The organism is Erythrobacter sp. SN6-5, assembly GCF_057364945.1.
Window position 1 is genome coordinate 261,472 of record NZ_CP200282.1, and the last position, 13,511, is coordinate 274,982.

The 13,511-nt window shown below is 54.2% G+C and carries 11 protein-coding genes, 1 tRNA gene and 2 rRNA genes; 8 read left to right on the forward strand and 6 right to left on the reverse strand.

Features of this window, described 5'->3' with window-relative positions:
* Nucleotides 1–5: 5 nt before the first annotated feature.
* Genes AC0V6Z_RS01225 through AC0V6Z_RS01255 form a run of 7 tightly spaced genes read left to right on the forward strand, consistent with a single transcriptional unit; the run spans nucleotide 6 to nucleotide 6,864 of the window.
* Complete coding sequence (locus AC0V6Z_RS01225; RefSeq protein WP_472639615.1) at nucleotides 6–3,092, forward strand: efflux RND transporter permease subunit; 3,087 nt, start codon at nucleotides 6–8, stop codon at nucleotides 3,090–3,092.
* The gene (locus AC0V6Z_RS01230) at nucleotides 3,089–4,513 is read left to right on the forward strand and encodes a TolC family protein (RefSeq protein WP_472639616.1); all 1,425 of its coding nucleotides are present in this window, start codon (nucleotides 3,089–3,091) and stop codon (nucleotides 4,511–4,513) included. The genes AC0V6Z_RS01225 and AC0V6Z_RS01230 overlap by 4 nt, the downstream gene beginning before the upstream one ends.
* 6 nt (nucleotides 4,514–4,519) lie before the next feature.
* A complete protein-coding gene (locus AC0V6Z_RS01235; protein ID WP_472639617.1) occupies nucleotides 4,520–4,816 on the forward strand; it encodes a sodium/glutamate symporter in 297 nt (98 codons plus the stop codon).
* Between the two features lie 7 nt (nucleotides 4,817–4,823).
* On the forward strand, nucleotides 4,824–5,459 hold the full coding sequence (locus AC0V6Z_RS01240; protein ID WP_472639618.1) for a sodium/glutamate symporter: 636 nt from the start codon (nucleotides 4,824–4,826) through the stop codon (nucleotides 5,457–5,459).
* A complete protein-coding gene (locus AC0V6Z_RS01245; protein ID WP_472639619.1) occupies nucleotides 5,452–5,739 on the forward strand; it encodes a sodium/glutamate symporter in 288 nt (95 codons plus the stop codon). Before AC0V6Z_RS01240 ends, AC0V6Z_RS01245 begins: the two co-directional genes overlap by 8 nt.
* Before the next feature lie 29 nt (nucleotides 5,740–5,768).
* Nucleotides 5,769–6,347 (forward strand): DUF4136 domain-containing protein, encoded by a 579-nt coding sequence (locus AC0V6Z_RS01250; RefSeq protein ID WP_472639620.1) that lies wholly within the window; start codon nucleotides 5,769–5,771, stop codon nucleotides 6,345–6,347.
* A gap of 10 nt (nucleotides 6,348–6,357) precedes the next feature.
* A complete protein-coding gene (locus tag AC0V6Z_RS01255; protein ID WP_472639621.1) occupies nucleotides 6,358–6,864 on the forward strand; it encodes a Pycsar system effector family protein in 507 nt (168 codons plus the stop codon).
* Here the strand turns inward: AC0V6Z_RS01255 and AC0V6Z_RS01260 are convergent.
* The gene (locus AC0V6Z_RS01260; protein ID WP_472639622.1) at nucleotides 6,861–7,217 is read right to left on the reverse strand and encodes a hypothetical protein; all 357 of its coding nucleotides are present in this window, start codon (nucleotides 7,215–7,217) and stop codon (nucleotides 6,861–6,863) included. The two genes, AC0V6Z_RS01255 and AC0V6Z_RS01260, sit on opposite strands and share 4 nt — an antisense overlap.
* Nucleotides 7,214–7,606, reverse strand: a complete 393-nt coding sequence (locus AC0V6Z_RS01265) for a hypothetical protein (RefSeq protein WP_472639623.1) — start codon at nucleotides 7,604–7,606, stop codon at nucleotides 7,214–7,216. The genes AC0V6Z_RS01260 and AC0V6Z_RS01265 overlap by 4 nt, the downstream gene beginning before the upstream one ends.
* A gap of 286 nt (nucleotides 7,607–7,892) precedes the next feature.
* Here AC0V6Z_RS01265 and AC0V6Z_RS01270 point away from each other — a divergent pair, with 286 nt between their 5' ends.
* The gene (locus AC0V6Z_RS01270) at nucleotides 7,893–9,410 is read left to right on the forward strand and encodes a DUF4403 family protein (RefSeq protein WP_472639624.1); all 1,518 of its coding nucleotides are present in this window, start codon (nucleotides 7,893–7,895) and stop codon (nucleotides 9,408–9,410) included.
* A 9-nt stretch (nucleotides 9,411–9,419) separates the two neighbouring features.
* Here the strand turns inward: AC0V6Z_RS01270 and AC0V6Z_RS01275 are convergent, their stop codons facing one another.
* The 4 genes from AC0V6Z_RS01275 to AC0V6Z_RS01290 all read right to left on the reverse strand — a co-directional run bounded on the left by AC0V6Z_RS01275 (nucleotide 9,420) and on the right by AC0V6Z_RS01290 (nucleotide 13,483).
* Complete coding sequence (locus AC0V6Z_RS01275; protein WP_472639625.1) at nucleotides 9,420–9,848, reverse strand: DUF6789 family protein; 429 nt, start codon at nucleotides 9,846–9,848, stop codon at nucleotides 9,420–9,422.
* Nucleotides 9,849–10,275: 427 nt separating this feature from the next.
* A tRNA-Met gene (locus AC0V6Z_RS01280) sits at nucleotides 10,276–10,352 on the reverse strand.
* A 99-nt stretch (nucleotides 10,353–10,451) separates the two neighbouring features.
* Nucleotides 10,452–10,566, reverse strand: a 5S ribosomal RNA gene (gene rrf, locus AC0V6Z_RS01285).
* 128 nt (nucleotides 10,567–10,694) lie between these two features.
* A 23S ribosomal RNA gene (locus AC0V6Z_RS01290) occupies nucleotides 10,695–13,483 on the reverse strand.
* Nucleotides 13,484–13,511 lie beyond the last annotated feature (28 nt).

The window sequence follows — 13,511 nt, forward strand, 5'->3', positions numbered from 1 at the left end:
GCGCAATGGGTGCCGCCGAATTCTCGATCAAGAACCGCTTGATCCTTTTCATTATCATCACGCTGGTGATGTCAGGTGGTTGGTATAGCTATCAGAACATTGCTCGCTTCGAAGACCCTGAGTTCACGATCCGCACCGCTCAAGTGGTCACTCAATATCCCGGCGCTACGCCCGAAGAGGTAGCGAACGAGGTCACAGAAACGCTGGAAAGCGCGATCCAGCAATTGGGTGAAGTGGATGAAGTCCGCTCCGTTTCTTCGGCGGGGCGCTCTGAGATCAGCGTTGATATTCTCTACAGTGCCTCTCCGACAAAAGATGACCTCCAGCTTATCTGGACCAAACTTCGCAACAAAGTGAACGATGCCACTGGCCAATTGCCGCCCGGTGCCAGCACGCCCTATGTCGCCGATGATTTTGGCGACGTTTACGGCCTGTCATACTTGGTAACAGGCGAAGGGTACTCGCCCGCTGAGACATACGAATATGTGCGCTCCCTTAGAACCGAGTTGCTCGAGGTCGAGGACGTTGCGAAGGTTCAGTTGTTTGGCGCGCAACAGGAGGCAATCTATGTCGAGGTCTCGCGTGAAAGAGCCAATGCACTGGGTCTTTCTGTCGAACAGATCTACGGCGATTTAGCTCAGCAAAACTCGGTCGTACCGGCTGGCGATGTTCAGTTTGGCGACCGCCGCATGACCTTTCAGATCACCGGTGAAATCGGCTCTGTAGATGCCATCCGCAATCTGGTGATCTCGACCGCAACCTCAGGCCAACTTGTGACCTTGCGTGATGTTGCGACTGTCACTCGGGATTACATTGATCCACCGGCCAATTTGGTCCGCTGGAATGGCAAGCCCGCAATCGCAATTGGTGTTTCGAATGTCTCTGGGGCCAACGTCTCAAAGATGGGCGAGGCAATTGATGCGAAACTGGAGGAAACCAAACCGCTGCGTCCAATCGGCATCGAGGTTCATGAGTTTTACCACCAGGGTAAGATCACGACAGAGGCTGTCTCAAACTTCGCGATCAATGTGATTGCCGCTCTCGTGATTGTACTGGTTACCTTGTTCTTCTTCATGGGGCTGCGTTCAGCCCTGATCATTGGGGCGACCCTGGTCGTCACCATTGCTGCCACGCTTGCAGTGATGTTCTTCTGGGGCATTCCGATGCACCGCATTTCGCTCGGAGCTTTGATCATCGCTCTGGGCATGCTGGTCGACAATGCGATTGTTGTGACTGAGGGTATCTTGGTTGGCACGCAGCAGGGCCGCAAGAAACTCGATATTGCTAAGGAGATTGTGGCGCGCACAAAATGGCCACTTCTTGGCGGCACTCTTGTCGGCATTATTGCCTTTGCTCCGATTGGTTTTGCCCCTGGATCGACGGCAGAGTTTACGGGTGATTTGTTCTGGGTGGTGATGATTTCATTGCTGTTCAGCTGGGTGTTTGCGATCACCATTGTGCCGCTCTTTGCTGATCTGCTGTTTGAGGAAAGCGATGGTCCCGCTGAGGAGAAGCCTGAGCACCCTTTCTTCACTCGCTATCGTTCCATGATGAAGCAAGTTTTGGCGAAATCGAACCTCGCAATCCTTGGCGTGGTTGCGATGTTTGTGCTGGCAATATTAGGGTTTAACTTCGTCAAATCTGGCTTTTTCCCGCCGTCCACCAGCCCACAAATAGTGGTCGATTTTTCGATGCCTGAAGGCACAGACATCTCGGTGACGAACGCAAATATGCGAGAGCTGGAGGGCTTTATCTCCGGCCTTGACGACATCGAAGGGGTTCAGACGCTGGTGGGGCAAGGCACGCTGCGTTACATGCTGGTTTACGCCCCTGAGTCCCCGAGCACAGCCTATGGGCAGTTTCTTATCAAGACAGCGAGCTACGATGCGATTGCTGGTCTACTGCCTCAAATCCAACAGCACATCGACGCCAATTTTCCGAATGCTCAGGCGAAAGTTTGGCAATTCCAGTTGGGCCCCGGTGGCGGCTCAAAGATTGAGGTCGAATTCTCAGGGCCAGAGCCTGCAGTGCTGCGTGAGCTCGCCGATAAGGCCAAGGCCGTCATGGCGGCCGATGGCCGCGCCATCTCGATCAAGGATGACTGGCGGCAGCCGGTTAGCGTCGTCGAAGTCGTCTACGATGCGGATAGCGGGCGCAGGCTGGGCATTTCCCGCGAAGACCTCGCTAGCGCCCTAAGAACGAACTTCTCGGGCCACGACGTTGGGGTTTACCGTGAAGGTGACCAATTGATCCGGATCATCTCCCGCGCACCGGCGCGTGAGCGGCTGGATGAGGCATCTTTGCGCGGCGTGCAGATCATCAGTCAAACCACTGGCCGTTCGGTGCCAATCCTCGAAGTCGTCGATGGATTTGAGACAAAGTGGCAGAATGCGAAACTGCGCCGGGTGGACCGTGTTTGGACCATCAATGCCCAGACCGATCCTTTGCCTGGTGAACTGGCCTCGACCCTTTTTGAGCGGCTCCGCCCGCAGATTGAGGAAATAGCGCTTCCCGAAGGATACCAGCTCAAATGGAACGGCGAGTTTGGTGACAGCGCAGAAGCCAATGAGAGCCTTGCCAGCACGCTTCCAATGGGCTTCCTCGCTATGGTGCTGGTGGTTGTGGTTCTCTTCAACGCGCTGAAACAGCCGCTGATCATTTGGCTGACGGTCCCGCTCGCTTTGATTGGGGTGGTGATCGGGCTACTCCTGACCGACACTGCAATGGAGTTCATGGCTATTCTTGGCCTTCTTTCGCTGTCTGGCCTACTCATCAAAAACGCCATCGTTCTGGTTGATCAGATGGACCTCGAAATACGCGAGGGTAAGCCGCGCTATGATGCTGTGCTCGACTCCGCTGCGAGTCGCGTTCGACCGGTTATGATGGGATCGCTCACGACTGTTCTCGGTGTCATTCCACTGTTCTTAGACGCCTTCTTCAAATCGATGGCGGTCGTGCTGGTGTTTGGCCTGACATTCGCGACCATCCTCACGCTTGTGATCATTCCGGTCTTCTACGCAAAGTTCTTTGGCATCACCTCAGATGAGACCGCGCAGCCCCAAGACGCTCCAGCCGAAGGAGCGACCGCATGAGCAAAATGGTCAGCAGAATAGCTCTTATGGCGGCCTTAAGCGCCTTGCTCGCATCCTGCGCTTCGGTTGGCCCTATCAATGACGCAGAGGCAGAACAGCGCGCTGTCGAGAGTGTGCCGCAAGTGCCTTCGCAATGGACCTCAGCGCGTGAAAGGCTGGGCGAAGTCAATGTCGGCTGGATTGCCGCGTTCGACGATCCAGTTCTGGAAGAATTGGTGGCGGAGGCGCAGCGCAACAATCGCAACTTGCGAGCCGCAGCTGCCAATGTGCGCAGATCGTGGGCATTGGCGCGTCAGGCCGGAGCGCCGCTCTTGCCAGCGGTTGGTGCTTCTGCGGGCGCTTCCCGTACAGAGATTATCGACGGCCCCGGCGATACGACGACTTTCGACGCTGGCATTCAAATCTCCTACGAAGTCGACATCTGGAACCGTATTGAGGCAGGACAGGCGGCAGCCATTGCCAGCGCTGAAGCGGCAGAGGCTGATTATCTCTTCGCGCAATACTCAATAGCAGGCGCGGTCGCGCGCAGCTATTTCCTAGCTATCGAGGCTCGCGAGCAAGTCACGGTCGCGCGCAGCGTAACCGACGCGCTAACTGAGATATTCCGCATCGTAGGACTGCGGTACCGTTATGGTTTTGCCTCAGCCTATGATGTTTCATTGGCGGAAGCAGATCTGGAATCGGCAAGAGACAGCCTCGCCGCTGCGAAGAACGGAGAGATTGAGGCGCTTCGAGCGCTTGAAGCTCTCGTCGGGCGCTACCCCAGCGGCCTGCTGAGCACGTCACAAACATTACCCATCCAGCCTGCTCCTCCAGGCGCAGGCTTGCCATCAGAATTGCTTGAACGTCGCCCCGATGTGATTGCCGCAGAACGCACCATTGCTGCGACGCTCAATTCTCGCTCTCAGGCCCGCGCTGCCAAGCTTCCTAGCCTGTCCCTATCTGGTTCTGTTGGAGGGGTCTCTTCAGAACTTGAAAATGTGCTCGATCCTGCAAACATTGCCTGGACGCTTGCGAGCAATATTCTCGCTCCGATCTTTCAGGGCGGCGCGCTGGATGCCGCCATTGACGCGGCTGATGCGGATGTCGATGCAAGCGTGGCTATCTACGCCGACACGGCCATCAACGCATTCAATGAGGTGGAGTCCGCGCTGGATCGTGGGGTATACCTGCGGGATCGCCGAGCGGCATTGGAGAACGCGGCTGCCCAATCACGCAACGCGCTTCGCCTCTCCAATCTCCAGTACGGCGAAGGTGAGATCGATTTGATCGACGTGCTGAGCATTCAGCAGCGAGTTTTCGGTGCAGAGAGCAGCTTGCTCGCAATCAAACGAGCCCAGCTCAATCAATACGTCGAGCTAAGTCTCGCGCTGGGCGGAGACTGGCGTGGTTCGTCGGCTCAATCTGAAACAAGCGAGTAGGCGCTTATGGAGTTCAATGGCGCAAATCTCCTGCAACTAGACAATTTCGTCACGTTGACGGTCGGGATTATCGTCTTGTTTGTTGGGATCAAGATCACCGACCGGATCGGATTTCTACAACGCTATAACATCCCAGAGCCAGTAACCGGAGGGATTGTCGCCTCAGCTATTGGGTTGTTGGCCTATTCTGTGTTCGGGCTTGAAGTGGAGTTCGACCTCTATGCCCGTGATATCTTTCTGATCTATTTCTTCACGACGATTGGCATCAACGCTCGCTTCAGTCAGCTTATGGCTGAGCGGTAAACCGCTTGTGATTCTGTTGCTTCTCACGCTCACATATCTCGCGATCCAAGACGGGGTTGGGTATCTTGCCGCAAGCGCCATGGGCCAGCCGAGCGGAGTTGGAATACTTGTCGGTTCAGCTTCGCTGGCGGGAGGGCATGGAACCGCGATCGCTTGGGCTCCGACTATCGCGAGCGAGCAAGGTGTCACCAACGCGCTGGAGATTGGCGTTGCAGCAGCGACAATTGGTCTAGTGATTGCCAGCGTCATAGGCGGCCCAATCGCCAAGTTCCTTCTAACGCGGCACAACCTCAAATCTGAGAGCGATAGTGATCTCTTAGTCGGCATAGAGCGGGGCAAGCAGGATACGACGTCGATAACTCATATCAATCTTATGGGCGCGATCCTGATCATCCATGTCGCGATGATCCTCGGTTATGTGCTCAACGAAGTTACCCAAGAGCTTGGACTGAAACTGCCACTGTTTGTCTCTTGTATGATGGTCGCGATCCTCATGACCAATACGATCCCGGTGATTTTCAAGAAGGTGCAATGGCCCACTGGCTCTAAAGCGCTTGCCCTCATATCCGATTTCTCCCTTGGATTGTTTATCGCCATGTCCTTGATGGGGATGAAGCTATGGGAGGTCGCTGGTCTTGCCTAGCCCGCTATTCGGCCTGCTCGCTGCGCAAGTTGTGGTGGCGGTCGCCTTCATCCTGTTTGTAGTCTTCCCGGTCATGGGGCGTAACTATTTCGCCGCTGTCCTGAGCGCAGGTTTTGCGGGGTTCTGCCTAGGTGCGACACCGACTGCCATTGCAAACATGTCCGCTGTCACAAAGACGCATGGACCATCGCCAACTGCCTTTATTATCGTACCATTGGTTGGGGCATTCTTTGTCGATGTCGCCAACGCATTCCTGATTCAGTTCTTCACCTCACTTTGACTGCCACTCACTTAAGCGAAGGAAATCCGATGAAATTGATTGCCGTTTTAGCCGTAGCTGCGTCACTCGCCGTGAGTGGATGCGCAACCACCGGAAGGATTTCTTACGACAGCGATCCTACCCAGGATTTCACACAGTACTCGACTTTCGCTTGGGCTGGTGAACGACCAATGTCTGTCTTTGGGGATCGTTTGGTTCCTTCTACCGTCCAGTCTCAGGTGGCTGAAGCGATAAAGGCGGAACTCGCTCAGAAGGGCTACCGGTTCACCACAAACGTGGAAGAAGCAAATTTCGCAGTCTCTTTCACCATCGGGACCCGCGATGATGTAAGTGTAGTACAAGTGGCTGATCCATTCTGGCAAAACAGACTGAATTGGGAGTGGGGCGCTGGTTACTGGCCCGTCTATGGAACATTTAGACCCACGCGAACCCAGGTTCGAGAATACACTGAGGGCACATTGGCAATTGATGTGTTCGATGTTGGTCGGAAGTCTCCCGTCTGGCACGGGGCGGGAACACGCAATCTCTCGAGGGAGGAGCTTCGTGGAGAGGCCAATACAACGTCTGAGGCTGTAGCTGCCATTCTGGTCGGCTTCCCACCAAGCTAAGGTCGCCAAGATGAGTTCAAAAGATGAGACATTCGCGCTTCTGAAAGACAGCCTCGATGAGGCGCAAGTGTCCGTGCGAGCGTATGACACCAAGGCGCAGATCGTCGGTGTGGGTTATATATTCGCATTGAATGTCATCGGTGACATTGGTCGGTTAGCATCAGAACCAGGCGGCGGCAGCGCAGTGACCATTGTTGCTGCCTGGTTTCTAGTGATTTTGCCGATCACGTTCTTCGGCTATGTTCTTTACCCGGTCAGGAAATCGACCCAGTCTGAAACTAACGATGGCCGGAAGCATATCTTCTATCTGCATCCGGAGCGATACGGTTCAGCACAGCAATTGATCGAAGCTGTCGAGGGCTGTGACCCTGTGGACGAGATCGCGCACGAGCTCATGCAGGTTTCGGAGTTGCGTGAAAGCAAGCGGAAGAGGTTCGTTGTGGCCCTGGCTAGTGCTGGCGTAACTTTCGCCGCACTCTTTGCCAGCCAGCTCTTAACGAGCGCCGATCTGCTTTAGTCGAGAATATGCTTCTTCAGCACTTCTAGTGCTTTCGCATCGGGCTTGTCGACGCATTCGAGCATCGTATTGACCACCGCAACTTGCACTTCGCGCGGCGACACATTCGCGTCAGCCTTCAGGCCTTTCGCATATCCAAAGAGCAGCACCATTGCGAAGCCTCTATCGTCTTCGCTCAAAGTCGTAAGATCCCAGCACAGCAGTGCATCAAGGTCTAACGGATCATCGGATTCCAGGCCGAAATCATTAACTTCGGACTCCAGACCGTTCTCGTCAGTCTCTTGAGCATGCACCGGAGCGAATGCCATAGCAATGGCCGCGAAACTGACGCCAAATTTCTGCATTATCTTCATTCTGCAAGCTCCTGTATCGACGCGCCCATGCAAGCATCGAGTTCAAGTCTATAGATCCGGGCTTTGCGCCGCTCTTCCTTCTTGGCTTCGCCTCGCTTGATCGCACCGACAATACCACCGATAATTGCGCCACGGCGCTCGGCTTTCTTGCGTTCTTTTTTGTTCTTCCCCGCAAGTAACCCGCCCAATGCCGCGATGCCTGACCCTTTGGCCGCACCTTCCAATGCGCCTCCTGGCAGATATTTGTTTGGAACACGGCCGTTATATCCAGAGAACTGCACCGCTCTTTGATGGCAGTACTCATAACGAGATTGCCTGTCTTGCGCTTGAGCAGGGGCAAGAGCTGCGCAAGCGAGTGCTCCACACAATAATCCAAGCTTGAATCGCAACCAAACCTCCCGCTAAATTTCACACTAACCTTAGCACTTAGTCGCAGATTGGAAAGCTTCATCTCAGCAGCGTGAACCGTTGGCCTAGAACCGCCATCACGGTGCCACTTTATGTCACCATCAATCTATCCGTGTTCGCCGAAAGGCGGCCCTGAAAACCTTGTGGGAGGGATGCTCATTGCAGTTTGCCTCGTTTTGTTTGTTTCGATGTCATTCCGTGGGTAAGTTGTGCCGCCATGGGGGCGAATAGAAAACCATTGGGCTCACCACGTGATTGGCTTGCGGCATGAGCATTGCTCGCAAAGTTCTTGCCGGACTGATTGTGTTGGTCGCGCTCGTAGCAGCATTGACAGTCTACTTCGTCTGGTTCCATATTCGGATCGAAGGCTACCCTGTGCCCGCTAGGCTGGAAACCAAGGCTACCTACGAGCAACAGGAATCCGTGGTTGTGAGCACGGTCTCGCTGCCAATGAACGCGATCCGGTTAGGACTCGAAAGGGATGTTCCGCGAAAGCTTGTGTCGATCAATGAACGGGTCGATGATTGTGTGCCGCGCGAGACCGTTCGCATACTAAAACAAAACCTGTTCAAGACGCCGCGTTTTGGATGCGACCTTGTGGGCGAAATCAGACGTGGGACAATCTCCTTTGCTGCAGGTGGTGGTTCAACGCTTAGCGCGCGAATGCCGATTAATGCGACAATCGAAATTCGTAACATTGGCGACGTGATCAAGCGCGAAACGGCGACAGCCGCAGCGATTGTAACGATGCGCGCGCGGCTTGGGATCGGGCGGCGCTGGCAATTGCAACCCGATATCGATCTTTCCTACGAATGGTTTGAAGAACCTGGCGTCGACTTCTTGGGGCAGCGCATCCGCTTCACCAAGCAAGCAGACCGGGAACTTGCGAAAATTCTGCCCAAGATTGAGCGTCAGCTTGCGGCGCAAATCGCCTCCACCGATGTCCGTTCAGAAGTTGATCAATTGTGGCGACAAGCATTCACCGTCGAGTCGATCAATCGTGAAGCTCCGCCGGTCTGGATGCGACTGTCTCCAAAAGGTGCGGGTGTCAGCAATCCCAGAATCGGACCAAGTCGCCTGGCGTTTGATGTCATGCTGCGCGCGAATGCTGAGCTATTTGTCGGCGACGAACCGAGCCGCCCCACACCAATCGCATTGCCCGGCAACATTGGTGTCCAGCGCGGCTCGGGCTACTCTCTTACAGTACCAATTCTCGCCGACTACGATCAGATAGAGCCTGTGATACTCCGGGCACTCCAACGGTTAGCCGAGAAAGGGATTTCGCGGGAAGATTTCGGACATCTTGAAGTGTCGTTTGAAAGCGTCGAGCTCTATGCGACGCACAATGGCCGGATCGCAGTAGGCATCGACACAGAAGTAGAACCCATCGGAAACATCACTGGAGGCATTTGGGGGCGTTGGCGCGGCGTGGTGTGGCTGACAGCTGTGCCTGTGTCGGAACCTGGAAGTGAGGTTATCAGGGTGCGCGACCTCGAACTCTATGGCGATATGGACAGCGATGTAGGCGACCTAGTGGTGCGGGTGATTGCAAGCGATGAAGTCCGCACTGAGATTGAAAGAGCTTTGGTTGAAGATTTCCAGAAAGACTATGACGAAGTTCTTGAGAAGGCGCGCGAGGGCCTGCGTTCGATACGGGTCGGTAAAGTGACACTTAGCTTTGGCGTGGACAAGGTTGAGCACGGAGCGATAACACCAACGGGTGAAGGATTGTTCATGCCTGTGTCGGCGACCGGATCAGCGCGCATAACCGTCCCAGTGAGGTAGCAACCAAGCTTACTGTGCTGTTGTTTCCTTTGATATAAGCTCGCCCCAAAGCCAGCCGAGAATGCCGCCAAAGACTACGAAGTATAGCAGCGTGACGAGCAAAGCGCTCACACTGGCACGGTCTGTCAGCAATGCGTATCCCGATACAGGAGCGCATGCGACCCAAATCAAAACTCCGTAGACGCAGCCCTTGCGTAGGCTTGTTGCATCCGGAAGCATATCCTTCACCAAGCCAAATATCGGCCCAAGTAGGAAGCTGCCCAGCAATACGTGCGCGACAAATCCGAAAACAGGATTGATGGGAAACAAGCCTTGTAGAATCGCTACTAGGTCGAGCTGAGGCAGTAGCCCGCTTATCCAGTTTGCAAGCATCAAGGTCGTAAGCGCACTGGTGGCAAGAAACCCGCAGGCTACCGCGCGACCGAATTGAAATGACATCGACTTCCCCCAAAACTTAGAGTGTCACACACCCTTTGGATGACGCTGGCTCTCATCCTGACGCTTGCACACCGATTACAGCACTCTTCACAATTCGTCACAACCTGGATGAAAGCGGCTCAAAGAACCCGGTGCTGAAGGCCAAACAACGACGCATTTGACAGGGGCGATCCAGGCACTTCGCCTAGCAGTCATTTTCATTGGTCTGCTTTCACCCCCAGTATCCGCCATCGTCAGATCAAAATGACTACGCCGCAAGCGGACGACATCGTCCTCCATACCATTCCAGTCGCCAATATCGCTCCTCGACACTCTCTGTCACGCTAGAGTGCGCATCAGCCTGCTTACTATTTGCCTACAGCTGGAACGCAAAAAAGCCCCACTGGTAACAATGAGGCTAATCTATTGTGGGTTTTCAAGGATACGATGGTTGCGGGGGTTGGATTTGAACCAACGACCTTCAGGTTATGAGCCTGACGAGCTACCGGACTGCTCCACCCCGCGGCACCGTTTGACGCCATTAGAGACGTCAAAAGGGCTGTCCTTGACGGATCAGCCCTTTGACTAGTGAATGGGTTTATCCCGCAATCCGCAAGCTACAATGCCTGGCAGCGACCTACTCTTCCATGCCTTAAGACATAGTACCATCGGCGCTATCTGGTTTCACGGCCGAGTTCGAGATGGGATCGGGTGGGTCACAGACGCTATGACCACCAAGCAATGAAGCTTGCGGAAAACGGGTTTAAATCGATGGACTTGGTTTAGTGTTCTTGGGCGTATCTGGCTTGAGAAATTCTCTACCAATCAATGAAAGCCACGCAGGGCTGACGTTGATGGTGCAAATTCTACAAGCGCGAACAGAACTATTAGGACTGGTTAGCTACACGCATTACTGCGCTTCCACACCCAGCCTATCAACGTAGTGGTCTACTACGGTTCGATGATACCTAATCTCAAGGGAGGCTTCCCGCTTAGATGCTTTCAGCGGTTATCCCGTCCATACATAGCTACCCAGCGGCACTCCTGGCGGAATGACTGGTACACCAGAGGTATGTTCACCCCGGTCCTCTCGTACTAGGGGCAACTCCTTTCAAGTATCGACGCCCACGGCAGATAGGGACCAAACTGTCTCGCGACGTTCTGAACCCAGCTCACGTACCACTTTAATTGGCGAACAGCCAAACCCTTGGGACCTGCTCCAGCCCCAGGATGTGATGAGCCGACATCGAGGTGCCAAACACTGCCGTCGATATGAGCTCTTGGGCAGTATCAGCCTGTTATCCCCGGCGTACCTTTTATCCGTTGAGCGATGGCCCTTCCACGAGGGACCACCGGATCACTATGACCGACTTTCGTCTCTGCTCGACCTGTCGGTCTCGCAGTCAGGCATGCTTATGCCATTGCACTCTCGCAGCCGGTTTCCAACCGGCCTGAGCATACCATCGCGCGCCTCCGTTACTCTTTAGGAGGCGACCGCCCCAGTCAAACTACCCGCCATAGAGGGTCCCTGGTCCGGATAACGGACCTAGGTTAGACATCAGAAAACAACAGGGTGGTATTTCACAGGTTGGCTCCACTCGGACTGGCGCCCAAGTTTCAAAGCCTCCCACCTATTCTACACAGTTCTTTCCTAATGCCACTCTAAAGCTGCAGTAAAGGTGCACGGGGTCTTTCCGTCTAACCGCGGGTACTCCGCATCTTCACGGAGAATTCAATTTCGCTGAGCATATCCTGGAGACAGTGGGGAAGTCGTTACGCCATTCGTGCAGGTCGGAACTTACCCGACAAGGAATTTCGCTACCTTAGGACCGTTATAGTTACGGCCGCCGTTTACTTGGGCTTCAATTCGGAGCTTGCACTCCTCCTCTTAACCTTCAAGCACCGGGCAGGCGTCAGACCCTATACGTCGTCTTGAAGCCGACTTAGCAGAGTCCTGTGTTTTTGATAAACAGTCGCTACCCCCTGGCCTGTGCCCCCTGATAAGAGTTGCCTCGAATCAGGGCCTCCTTCTTCCGAAGGTACGGAGGCAATTTGCCGAGTTCCTTCAGGATACTTCTCTCAAGCGCCTTGGTATACTCTACCTGACCACCTGTGTCGGTTTCGGGTACGGTCTATATGAAGAGGCTATTTCCTGGAACCGCTTGGCTGCTCCCTCAATCCAATAAGAGGAAACAACTTCCACGATCCGTCACACATCTTCAGGCCCACGAATATTAACGTGGTTCCCATCGACTACCCCCTTCGGGCTCGTCTTAGGGGTAAGCTTACCCTGCTCCGATTAGCGTTGAGCAGGAACCCTTGGTCTTTCGGCGAGAGGGCATCTCACCCTCTTTATCGCTACTCATGTCAGCATTCGCACTTCCGATATCTCCACCGTCGGTTACCCTTCGGCTTCATCAACTTACGGAACGCTCCGCTACCGCTGCAGTAAACTGCAACCCTAAGCTTCGGTGAATACCTTTAGTCCCGTTACATCTTCGCCGCAGGAACCCTTATTTAGACCAGTGAGCTGTTACGCTTTCTTTAAAGGATGGCTGCTTCTAAGCCAACCTCCTGGTTGTTTTGGGATTCCCACATGCTTTCGCACTTAGGTATTACTTGGGGACCTTAGCTGTAGGTTAGGGCTGTTTCCCTTTTGACGACGGACCTTAGCACCCGCCGTCTGTCTGCCAGACAAGACTCGATGGTATTCGGAGTTTGGTTAGGTTTGGTACCGCTCGCGCAGCCCTAGCCCATCCAGTGCTCTACCCCCATCGGCATACATCTGACGCTCTACCTCAATAGATTTCGCGGAGAACCAGCTATTTCCCGGCTTGATTGGCCTTTCACCCCTAAACACAACTCATCCGAGCATTTTTCAACATGCAACGGTTCGGCCCTCCAGTGCGTGTTACCGCACCTTCAGCCTGGTCATGCCTAGATCGCCGGGGTTCGGGTCTAATCCAACATACTCAGTCGCCCTATTCAGACTCGCTTTCGCTTCGCCTACACCTAACGGCTTAAGCTTGCATGCTAGATTAAGTCACTGACCCATTATGCAAGAGGTACGCTGTCACCCCCTATGGGGCTCCAACTGCTTGTAAGCATCCGGTTTCAGGTACTGTTTCACTCCCCTAATCGGGGTGCTTTTCACCTTTCCCTCACGGTACTGTGTTCGCTATCGGTCATGTACGAGTATTTAGGCTTGGAGGGTGGTCCCCCCATGTTCAGACAGAATTTCACGTGTTCCGCCCTACTCAAGTCCTTTTCAATCATTTTTGCATACGGGACTGTCACCCACTACGGTCTCACTTTCCAGAGAGTTCTGCTAATTTATGAAAAGGCACTGGCCTGGTCCGCGTTCGCTCGCCACTACTAACGGAATCTCGGTTGATGTCTTTTCCTCCAGGTACTGAGATGTTTCAGTTCCCTGGGTTCGCTTCACCAAAGCTATATATTCACTAAGGTGATACCTTATCCACCTCTCTCGGATCACCCGAAGGTAACCAGAAAGAAATGGTGAAGGTGGGTTTCCCCATTCGGAAATCGCCGGATCAAAGATTGCTCACATCTCCCCGACGCTTATCGCAGCGTGCCACGTCCTTCTTCGCCTGTACATGCCAAGGCATCCACCAAATGCTCTTACCTCACGCTTGAGAATCCACACCATCAACGACAAGCCTG

Bases quoted from the DNA above. Each gene is read 5' to 3' on its own strand.
- AC0V6Z_RS01260 (WP_472639622.1), bottom strand. From the start codon at position 7,217: ATGAAGATAATGCAGAAATTTGGCGTCAGTTTCGCGGCCATTGCTATG.
- AC0V6Z_RS01270 (WP_472639624.1), top strand. From the start codon at position 7,893: ATGAGCATTGCTCGCAAAGTTCTTGCCGGACTGATTGTGTTGGTCGCG.
- AC0V6Z_RS01255 (WP_472639621.1), top strand. From the start codon at position 6,358: ATGAGTTCAAAAGATGAGACATTCGCGCTTCTGAAAGACAGCCTCGAT.
- AC0V6Z_RS01230 (WP_472639616.1), top strand. From the start codon at position 3,089: ATGAGCAAAATGGTCAGCAGAATAGCTCTTATGGCGGCCTTAAGCGCC.
- AC0V6Z_RS01250 (WP_472639620.1), top strand. From the start codon at position 5,769: ATGAAATTGATTGCCGTTTTAGCCGTAGCTGCGTCACTCGCCGTGAGT.
- AC0V6Z_RS01235 (WP_472639617.1), top strand. From the start codon at position 4,520: ATGGAGTTCAATGGCGCAAATCTCCTGCAACTAGACAATTTCGTCACG.
- AC0V6Z_RS01225 (WP_472639615.1), top strand. From the start codon at position 6: ATGGGTGCCGCCGAATTCTCGATCAAGAACCGCTTGATCCTTTTCATT.
- AC0V6Z_RS01275 (WP_472639625.1), bottom strand. From the start codon at position 9,848: ATGTCATTTCAATTCGGTCGCGCGGTAGCCTGCGGGTTTCTTGCCACC.